General features: G+C 70.9%; 9 protein-coding genes and 1 rRNA gene. All 10 read left to right on the top strand.

The window, feature by feature from the left end; all coding sequences use genetic code 11:
- Window positions 1–87 (top strand): 5S ribosomal RNA (gene rrf, locus ACFVVX_RS37605); the annotation flags it as partial.
- Window positions 88–183: 96 nt separating this feature from the next.
- Window positions 184–795 carry a CDP-diacylglycerol--glycerol-3-phosphate 3-phosphatidyltransferase gene (gene pgsA, locus ACFVVX_RS37610; RefSeq protein WP_387952658.1) on the top strand — a complete coding sequence of 204 codons (612 nt, stop codon included), beginning with the start codon at window positions 184–186 and terminating at the stop codon, window positions 793–795.
- A 124-nt stretch (window positions 796–919) separates the two neighbouring features.
- A complete protein-coding gene (locus tag ACFVVX_RS37615) occupies window positions 920–3,415 on the top strand; it encodes a sugar phosphate nucleotidyltransferase (RefSeq protein WP_387952659.1) in 2,496 nt (831 codons plus the stop codon).
- A gap of 210 nt (window positions 3,416–3,625) precedes the next feature.
- On the top strand, window positions 3,626–4,726 hold the full coding sequence (locus ACFVVX_RS37620) for a DUF881 domain-containing protein (RefSeq protein ID WP_387952660.1): 1,101 nt from the start codon (window positions 3,626–3,628) through the stop codon (window positions 4,724–4,726).
- Window positions 4,723–5,055: a small basic family protein gene (locus ACFVVX_RS37625; protein WP_030062488.1), complete on the top strand. Its 333-nt coding sequence runs from the start codon at window positions 4,723–4,725 to the stop codon at window positions 5,053–5,055. The genes ACFVVX_RS37620 and ACFVVX_RS37625 overlap by 4 nt, the downstream gene beginning before the upstream one ends.
- A 556-nt stretch (window positions 5,056–5,611) precedes the next feature.
- Window positions 5,612–6,460 (top strand): DUF881 domain-containing protein, encoded by an 849-nt coding sequence (locus tag ACFVVX_RS37630; RefSeq protein WP_387952666.1) that lies wholly within the window; start codon window positions 5,612–5,614, stop codon window positions 6,458–6,460.
- Between the two features lie 553 nt (window positions 6,461–7,013).
- Window positions 7,014–7,556: an FHA domain-containing protein gene (locus ACFVVX_RS37635; RefSeq protein WP_387952661.1), complete on the top strand. Its 543-nt coding sequence runs from the start codon at window positions 7,014–7,016 to the stop codon at window positions 7,554–7,556.
- Window positions 7,557–7,651: 95 nt separating this feature from the next.
- Window positions 7,652–8,431, top strand: a complete 780-nt coding sequence (locus ACFVVX_RS37640) for a MerR family transcriptional regulator (RefSeq protein WP_387952663.1) — start codon at window positions 7,652–7,654, stop codon at window positions 8,429–8,431.
- Between the two features lie 86 nt (window positions 8,432–8,517).
- The gene (locus ACFVVX_RS37645) at window positions 8,518–8,994 is read left to right on the top strand and encodes a bifunctional nuclease family protein (RefSeq protein ID WP_063350203.1); all 477 of its coding nucleotides are present in this window, start codon (window positions 8,518–8,520) and stop codon (window positions 8,992–8,994) included.
- Between the two features lie 247 nt (window positions 8,995–9,241).
- Window positions 9,242–9,901, top strand: a complete 660-nt coding sequence (locus ACFVVX_RS37650; protein WP_387952665.1) for a MerR family transcriptional regulator — start codon at window positions 9,242–9,244, stop codon at window positions 9,899–9,901.
- Window positions 9,902–9,949: the final 48 nt, after the last annotated feature.

Consider the following 9,949-nt stretch of genomic DNA (forward strand, 5'->3'; position numbering starts at 1 on the left):
GGTTACATTCCGAACCCGGAAGCTAAGCCTCACAGCGCCGATGGTACTGCAGGGGGGACCCTGTGGGAGAGTAGGACGCCGCCGAACAATCATTCAGAGAAGCCCCCGCCGGGTGAACCGGGCGGGGGCTTTTCTGTTGTAGGGTCAACATGCAAAGTCGTCACACGTACAGGAGGCCCCCGGGTGGAGGTCCAGGAGACGCGGGTCCAGACCGATCGCGTCCTCACCATCCCCAACCTGCTGAGCATGGGCCGGCTGGTCGGCGTTCCGCTCTTCCTCTGGCTGATTCTCTGGCCGGTGTTCGACGGGCCGAACAACGATGGCTGGGCACTGCTGATCCTGATGCTGAGCGGCATCAGCGACTACCTGGACGGCAAACTCGCCCGCAGGTGGGGGCAGATCAGCCGGGTCGGTCAGCTGCTCGACCCGCTGGCGGACCGCCTGTACGTCCTCTCCACCCTGCTCGGGTTGACCTGGCGTGAGATTCTGCCGTGGTGGCTCACCGCGATTCTGATCGCCCGTGAGCTGTTTATCGCGGGCCTGTTGCCCATTCTGAACCGGCACGGCTACGGCCCGTTGCAGGTGAGTTTCCTGGGGAAGGCCGCGACATTCAATCTGATGTACGCGTTTCCGCTTCTCCTGCTGGGCGCCGGTGACAGCTGGATCGCGCAGCCGGCCGAGGTCGTGAGCTGGGCCTTCATCTGGTGGGGGACGGCACTGTACTGGTGGGCCGGTATTCTTTACGCGGTCCAGGCCCGACAGATCATCCGGGCGGGCTCCGCGTCCACAGTCTGAGACGCGATCTGAGAGAAGTCCCACGGCGACACGGTGCGTCGGACGATACCTTCCGGGTAGAGAACCTCTGGAACGGTTTGATGGACCTGCAGGGTCCACCACCGCGAAGGAGGACGCACCCGTAATGAAAGCCGTTGTAATGGCAGGGGGCGAAGGCACCCGACTCCGCCCGATGACCTCCAGCATGCCGAAACCGCTGCTTCCGGTCGCCAACAGGCCGATCATGGAGCACGTGCTTCGGCTGCTGAAGCGGCACGGCCTCTCCGACACCGTCGTGACCGTCCAGTTCCTGGCCTCCCTGGTCAAGAACTACTTCGGTGACGGCGAAGAGCTGGGTATGCACCTGACGTATGCCAATGAGGAGACGCCGCTCGGCACTGCGGGGAGTGTCAAGAACGCCGAGGACGCGCTGAAGGACGATTCCTTTCTGGTGATCTCCGGTGACGCGTTGACCGACTTCGATCTCTCCGAATTGATCGCCTTTCACCGTAGTAAGAACGCACTGGTCACCGTCTGTCTGACCCGGGTACCGAATCCGTTGGAGTTCGGCATCACGATCACCGACGACGAGGGCCGGGTCGAGCGCTTCCTGGAGAAGCCGACCTGGGGACAGGTCTTCTCGGACACGGTGAACACCGGTATCTACGTCATGGAGCCGGAGGTCTTCGGCTACGTCGCCGCCGGCGAGTCCGTGGACTGGTCGAGCGACGTGTTCCCACAGCTGCTGAAGGAGGGCAAGCGGGTCTACGGGTACGTGGCCGAGGGCTACTGGGAGGACGTGGGCACCCACGAGAGCTATGGCAAGGCCCAGGCGGACGTCCTGGAGGGCAAGGTCGACGTCGAGATCGACGGGTTCGAGATCTCGCCCGGCGTCTGGGTGGCCGAGGGCGCGGAGGTGGATCCGGAGGCGGTACTCCGCGGACCGCTCTACATCGGGGACTACGCCAAGGTCGAGGCCGGGGTCGAGATCCGCGAGCACACCGTGCTGGGCAGCAACGTGGTCGTCAAGCGCGGTGCGTTCCTGCACAAGGCCGTCATCCACGACAACGTCTACATCGGGCCGCAGAGCAACCTTCGCGGCTGTGTGATCGGGAAGAACACCGATGTCATGCGGGCCGCGCGGATCGAGGACGGCGCGGTGATCGGGGACGAGTGCCTGATCGGCGAGGAGTCGATCATCGCGGCCAACGTCCGGGTCTACCCGTTCAAGACCATCGAGGCCGGTGCGGTCGTCAACACCTCGGTGATCTGGGAGTCGCGCGGGCAGGAGCACCTGTTCGGGCTGCGCGGCGTCTCGGGCATCCTGAACGTCGAGATCACCCCGGAGCTGGCCGTCCGGCTGGCCGGCGCCTACGCGACGACGTTGAAGAAGGGCGCCACCGTCACCATCGCGCGTGACCACTCGCGTGGCGCGCGGGCACTCAAGCGGGCGATGATCTCGGGGTTGCAGACCAGCGCGATCGACGTCCGCGACCTGGAGAACGTGCCGATGCCGGTGGCCCGGCAGCACACCGCGCGCGGAAGTGCGGGCGGGATCTTCCTGCGGACCACGCCGGGCGTGCCGGACTCGCTGGACATCCTCTTCTTCGACGAGCGCGGCGCCGACCTCTCCCAGGCCGGGCAGCGCAAGCTCGACCGGGTGTACGCGCGTCAGGAGTACCGCCGGGCCTTCCCCGGCGAGATCGGCGACCTGACCTTTCCGTCCAGCGTCTTCGACTCCTACGCGGGCAACCTGCTGCGGACCATCGACACCACGGGGGTCCGCGAAGCAGGGCTGAAGGTGGTGGTGGACACCGCGCACGGCAGCGCCGGGCTGGTCCTGCCGAGCATCCTCGGGCGGCTCGGCGTGGAGGCGCTCACCGTCTCCAGCGGGCTGGACGAGGCGAGGCCCACCGAGGACGCCGAGGAGCGCCGGGCCGGGCTGGCCCGGCTGGGCGAGCTGGTGGCGTCCTCCCGGGCGGCCTTCGGCGTGCGCTTCGACCCGGTCGGCGAGCGGGTGGCCTTCGTGGACGAGCTGGGCCGGGTGATCGACGACGACCGGGCACTGCTGGTGCTGCTGGACCTGGTCGCGGCCGAGCGGCGCAGCGGCCAGGTGGCGCTGCCCGTGACGACGACCAGGATCGCCGAGCAGGTCGCCGCGTACCACGGCACCCAGGTCATCTGGACCACGACCACGCCGGACGACCTGGCCAAGGCGGCCTCGGCCGAGGGCACGGTGTTCGGCGGCGACGGACGCGGCGGCTTCGTCGTGCCGGAGTTCGGCGGCGTGCTGGACGGCGCCGCGGCCTTCGTCCGGCTGGTCGGGCTGGTGGCCCGGACCCAGCTGACGCTGAGCCAGATCGATGCCCGGATCCCGCAGGCGCACATCCGGCGGCGGGACATCGGCACGCCGTGGGCGGCGAAGGGCATGGTCATGCGCTCGGTGGTGGAGGCGGCCGGCACCCGGCGGCTGGACACCACCGACGGGGTGCGGGTGGTCGAGGCGGACGGGCGCTGGACGCTCGTCCTGCCGGACCCGGCTGAGGCGGTCACCCACCTCTGGGCGGAGGGCCCCGACGACGCGGCGACCGAGGCGCTGCTGGACGAGTGGGCGGCGGTGGTCGACGGCGCCGGGCGGTGACGCCCCGGGCCTGACCGGCGCGGGCCGAAGCAGTGCGACAGCGCGGTGACAGCGGGGCGGCCGACCGGGCCGCCCCGCCGTTCGCCCGGCGTGCCGTCCCGTCGGCGCGATGTCCGGTTCGCGCGGTTGGTCACCTTGCATCCCTTTTGGCGTGTGCCCAGCTCAGGGGGTGTGCACGGGGTCCTTCGCCGACATGGGACGATGGTCCGCATGCCAGCGACGCCGACGCCGAGTGCCAGCAACGGACGGTACAACCGTCCGGATGCCTCGATGTCCCTGCTGACCAATGTGATGGACCACAGCCTGGACGAGGGGTACGCGGAGGCGGCCGAGGCGAGGGGCGGGGAGCACGACAGCCGGATACCCGGCACGGTCCGGGGCCTGCTCACGCTGGGCGCCGGGCTGGCCCTGGTCGGGGCGGTGGTGACGGTGGGCGCGGTGAACGCGCACGAGTCCGCGCCGACGCTCGCCAAGGAACGGGATGCGCTGATCCACCGGATCAACGACAGCAACGGTTCGGCGGACAACCTCCAGAAGCAGGTCCAGGACCTGCGGCGGAAGGTCGACAGCGCACAGCAGCAGGCACTCCCCTCGGGTGCCGGTGATCCGGCCTCCCTGGCGGGGGCGGTGGGCCTGGGCGAGGTCGCCGGGCCCGGCGCCAAGCTGGTGCTGGAGGACGCCGCGGGCACCGGCGCCGGAGGGAACGTCGACCCGCGCGCCGGGCAGGGGTTCGGGAACAGCGGCCGACTGCGGGACCGCGATCTGCAGCTCGTCGTGAACGGCCTCTGGGATGCCGGCGCCGAGGCGGTCTCCATCAACGGGCAGCGGCTCACCGCGCTCTCGGCGATCCGGGCCGCGGGTGAGGCGGTGCTGGTGGACAACCGGCCGCTCGTCCCGCCGTACAACGTGCTGGTGCTCGGGGACGGGCCGAAGCTGGTCACCGCGTTCGAGAGCACGATGGCCGGCCAGTACCTGCGGCTGTTGCAGGAGAAGTACGGCATCAAGTCGACCATCTCCGCGCAGAAGAACCTGACGCTGCCGGCCGCGGTGGGCGTCACGCTGCGGACCGCCCAGCCCTTCACGCCGGAACCCTCGCCGACGCCCACCCCGACCGCGCCGACTCCGGCCGCGCCGTCGTCGAACGCGTCCGGCAGCCCGTCGGCGAGCGCCTCGCCGACGTCGGCGGCGCCTGGCGGCCAGCCGTCGGGCAAGCGCTCGCCGAGCGCCACCACCAAGACCACGACCGCCCACTCGTCCGCGGCGACCACGCCGGGGTCGCCGCCCGCAGGGACAGGAGCAGCTAAGCCGTGATTGCCGTACTGGGGCTCGTGATCGGGGTGGTGGTCGGACTCTTCGTCCAGCCCGAGGTGCCGGACGCCGTGGTGCCGTACCTGCCGATCGCGGTGGTGGCGGCGCTGGACGCCGTGTTCGGCGGTGTCCGGGCGATGCTGGACGGGATCTTCAACGACAAGGTCTTCATCGTGTCGTTCCTGTCGAACGTGGTGGTCGCGGCGCTGATCGTCTTCCTGGGTGACCAGCTGGGCGTCGGCTCGCAGCTCTCCACGGGTGTGGTCGTCGTCCTCGGTATCCGCATCTTCTCCAACGCCGCTGCGATCAGGCGCCATGTCTTCCGCGCCTGAGTCGGGCCGGGAACGGCCGGTGGACGGGGACGCCCAGGTGCACGCGGACACGGACGGACGGGCAGGAGCCGGTGTGCGCGAGGGCAATGACGGGGGGCGGCGGGCGGCGGCGTCCGGCGAGGTGGCGGTGAGCGCGACCGGGAAGTCGACCGGGGAGCCCGCCGGGGCCGGGAAGCCTGCCGAGGCGGTGGCGGTGTCGGTGCCGGGGCAGTCCGCGCGGGCGTCCGTCGACGAGCCTGCGGCCGAGCCGGTGGAGGGATCTTCGGACAGCCCGTCGGAGCGGCCCGGGGCGGAGGGTGACGGCGGGGTCGAGCCGAAGGATTCGAAGCGGCCCGCGCCGGCGTCGGGGAAGCCCGAGGCCGAGCCTGAGGCCGAGCCGGAGGCTGACGTCGTACGGGTTCCGGCGCCGGAACCGGTGCCCGAGCCGGCGCCCGTGGCCGCCAGGACGGCCGAGCCGCAGCCCGCACAGGCCGAGCCGGTCGTCGATCCTGTCGCCGAGCCCGTCGACGATTCCGCCGCCGAGGAGGCCGCCGAGGCCGTTGCCGCGTCCGGCCAGGTGCCCACCGAGCCTGAGTCCGCGGCCGAGTCCGGGGCTGAGCCCGCGGTCGAGGCGAAGCCGGACCCGGAACCGGAACCGGAGGCCGGGCCGGAGCCCGCCGCCCGGCCCGCGGTGGACCGCGGCGCCGGCCGGCGCCGACTCCAGGCCGCCCTCTGGCCGCCGCGCCTGTCGCGCGGGCAGCTGGTGGTGGCGCTGCTGCTGTTCTCGCTCGGCCTGGGGCTGGCGATCCAGGTCCGTTCCACCAACGACCACCACAGCCAGCTGCGCGGCGCCCGGCAGGAGGATCTTGTCCGCATCCTCGACGAACTGGACGGACGCCAGCAGCGTCTACAGCAGGAGAAGGCGGAGCTCGAGCAGTCCCTGGCCAAGTTGGAGAACAGCTCCAACCAGGCCAAGGAGGCCCAGGAGCAGACCAGGAAGAAGGTGACGGAACTCGGCGTGCTCGCCGGGACCGTCAAAGCCACTGGTCCGGGCATCGTACTGACGGTCGATGATCCCCAAGGGCAGGTGAAGGCAGATATGCTGCTGGACACCCTGCAGGAACTCCGAGCGGCGGGGGCGGAGGCGATTCAGATCAACGATGTGCGCGTGGTGGTCAACACCTACTTCACCGACGCGTCCGGCGGCGGTGTGCAGATCGACGGCAAGAAGGTCTCGCAGCCCTACCGCTTCACCGTCGTGGGGAACCCGCAGGACCTCACGCCCGCGCTGAACATCCCGGGCGGTGTGGTCCGCACCCTGGAGAGTCACCAGGCGCGGGCGACGATCTCCCAGCAGCAGAAGGTGGTCGTCGACGCCCTCGTCGACCTGAAGACACCGCAGTACGCCAAGCCGGCTCCGAAGTGACGGGCCGCCCGCCGAACGTCCCGTCACCTGCGGGTGGCCCCCGGTGCGGGGTTTCCCGGGGACGTGGGCGACACTGGTCCATACCGCAGCACGCCGGAGCACCACACGTCGGAGCACCACTCCAGCCGGCCCGATCCACGACCGGGCCCGCAGCCTGTCCGAGGTTCTCACCCTGCCCCGCGGGCGGGTCTGTCACACGCAAGGGGATTCGCCCGTGAGTTTCTTCTCGAAGTTGTTCGGTCGCAACAAGGGTCGTGACGCGGCCGCCGTCGAGGCGCCCACCGCGCGTCACCGCCGCGCCGACGAAGAGCCCGCCGTGCCGGGCATGCGTCCGGCCCCGGAGGGCGTGGAGTACGCCGAGCACCAGATGTTCCGGGACGGCGCCGGCACCCAGTTCGCGGGGAATCAGGCGGGCTACGGCGCGTCGGTTGACCCCTCCGGCGCGCCGCGCATAGGTTTCCCGTCAGGACCCTCAACCTCTGGTGGAGGGTTTGCCCCGGACCCGTACGCCGGGCACAACCCGTCGGGTGTGCCGCGCCAGGAGGCTGTGAACATGGCTGGCCCCACTCCGTGCCCCAGGTGCGGCAACCAGAACCCGTCCGCGGCCCGCTTCTGTTCCAACTGCGGTACGGCGCTGCGCGGTGGCGCACTGCCCGAGGGGGCCGCGGAGACCACGTCGACCATCTCGATCTCCGGCCTGGAGTCCTACGACCCCAACACCACCACTGGCACCGGCGCCACTCCGGCGCTGTCGGCCGAGGTGCTGTCGGCGATCGACTCGCTGCCGCCGGGCTCGGCCCTGCTGATCGTCCAGCGCGGCCCGAACTCGGGCAGCCGGTTCCTGCTGGACTCGGACATCACCACGGCCGGCCGTCACCCGCAGGGCGACATCTTCCTGGACGACGTGACGGTCTCGCGCCGCCACGTGGAGTTCCGCCGCACCACGGCGGGCTTCAGCGTCGCCGACGTCGGCAGCCTCAACGGCACCTACGTCAACCGGGAGCGGATCGACGAGGTGCCGCTGAACAACGGCGACGAGGTGCAGATCGGGAAGTACCGGCTGGTGTTCTTCGCCGGCCACAACCGGGGGTACTGAACCCAACGTCGGCAGGAGCCCGAGTGAGCGCGAATACTCCTTCATCTCTCGGGGCGGCCAACCCCGCGCCGTCCGGTCCGCCAGCGGACCAGGGCATGCGCGGGGTGGTCGCGGCCCCCAGGCAGCCGATCCGCCCGGACCGGCCGGCCGGGGGCGGCCGACGGCGCGGCGGCGAGGAGCTGCTGAGCATCGGCGCGGTGCTGACCTTCCTGCGGGACGACTTCCCCGAGGTCACCATCTCCAAGATCCGGTTCCTCGAGGCGGAGGGCCTGGTCGAGCCCCAGCGCACCCCCTCGGGGTATCGCAAGTTCAGTCCGGCCGACGTCGAGCGGCTGGCGTACGTGCTGCGGATGCAGCGCGACCACTATCTGCCCCTGCGGGTGATCCGCGAGCACCTGGACGCGATCGAGCGCGGGGAGAGCCCGCCCGCGCTGCCCCCCGCGGACGCCCGGCCCGGACCGCTGGAGGAGGCGGACCGGGAACTGGTGGCGGCCGCGGAGTCCGGTGCCGGGGTCCGGCTGGGGCGGGCGGAGCTGCTGGCCGCCGCCGAGGCCGGTGAGCGCGAGCTGAACGAGTGGGAGGCCTACGGGCTGGTCGCTCCCGGCCCGGACGGCGGGTACGACGGCGAGGCGCTGCAGGTGGCCCGGCTGGTCGCCGAGCTCGGCCGGTTCGGCCTGGAGCCGCGGCACCTGAGAGCCATGAAGGCCGCCGCGGACCGCGAGATCGCTCTGGTCGAGCAGGTCGTCGCGCCGCTGCGCCGACACCGCAACCCGCAGACCAGGGCGCATGCCGAGGCCACCGCCCGGGAGCTGGCGACGCTGTCGGTGCGCCTCCACGCGGCCATGGTCCAGGCCGGGATGAAGACCCGCGGGTAGGCCTTTTCGCACCGGCCGCACCCCGCTGACCAGCGGTGTCCGCTCTGCGCTTTCATATCCGGGGCGCGGGCCATAGGGTTGCGTGTGTGAATGAGCTCGACGTCGTGGGTGTCCGGGTGGAGATGCCTTCCAACCAGCCGATCGTGCTGCTGCGCGAGGTGGGCGGCGATCGGTACCTGCCGATCTGGATCGGCCCCGGCGAGGCGACCGCGATCGCCTTCGCCCAGCAGGGCATGACGCCGGTGCGCCCGCTGACGCACGACCTCTTCAAGGACGTCCTGGAGGCGCTCGGCCAGCAGCTCACCGAGGTCCGGATCACCGATCTGCGGGAGGGCGTGTTCTACGCCGAGCTGGTCTTCACCGGCGGTGTCGAGGTGAGTGCCCGGCCGTCCGACGCGATAGCGCTGGCGCTGCGCACCGGCACGCCGATCTACGGGAGCGAGGAGGTGCTCGCCGAGGCGGGCATCGCGATCCCGGACGAGCAGGAGGACGAGGTCGAGAAGTTCCGCGAGTTCCTCGACCAGGTGTCGCCCGAGGACTTCGGCGGCAGCGGACCGCAGTAGCGCGGCCGTGGTGCGGCAGTAGATGAGCGCTCCGTGGTCGAAACACCGCGCGGCGTTTTGCCAAAAAGCGTCTACCTACCCACACTGGGGGCACGAAAAACCACTCTCCTGAGTGACGCGGTTTATCCGGCTCGGCGTGGCGATCGTTGACGGGCCATAGGGGACTGCCTACCGTCAGGAGTGGCTGCCCGGGTGTCTGTCGCCCGCAGTCTTGGGTTGCCCGCAGCACGAGTGGACGGAGGTAGGCATGACCAGCACCGGCGATGAAGCGGCCGTGGGAGGCCTGTGCGCCGTGCACATGCCGCGCACCGCTCGCAGCGTGGCCGACCTGTCCCGGTCGGACCTGCCCAGGGTGGGCCGGTTCCCGGCCGTACAGCCGGGCCAGCCGGCCATCGAGCGGCTCGCGCCGACCTCGGAACTGATCGGCTACCGGGGCCCGACGGCCTGTGCCGCCGCCGGGATCACCTACCGTCAACTGGACTACTGGGCCCGGACGGGGCTGTTGGAGCCCAGCGTCCGCTCGGTCTACCCGGCGAGCAGTCAGCGGCTCTACAGCTTCCGCGACATCCTGCTGCTGAAGATCGTGAAGCGGCTGCTGGACGCGGGCGTCTCACTGCAGAACATCCGGGTGGCGGTCGCCCATCTGCAGTCGGCCGAATCCGGCGACCTGACCGGGCTCACCCTGATGTGCGACGGTGCGACGGTCTACGAGTGCACCACGCCCCAGCAGGTGGTCGACCTGCTGAAGAGCGGTCAGGGCGTCTTCGGCATCGCGGTCGGTGCGGTCTGGCAGGAGCTGGAGCTGGCCGTCGGCCGGCTGCACGCCGAGCGGACGGACACCGGCGAGACGCTGGTCGGCCACGACCCGGCGGACGAGCTGGCGCAGCGCCGCAACCGGGCGGTCTGACCAGGGTACTGACGAGGCCGCGGGCCCGGACGGGGAACCGTCCGGGCC

It is taken from the genome of Kitasatospora sp. NPDC058170, assembly GCF_042883905.1.
In the GTDB taxonomy this organism is placed as follows: Bacteria; Actinomycetota; Actinomycetes; order Streptomycetales; family Streptomycetaceae; genus Kitasatospora.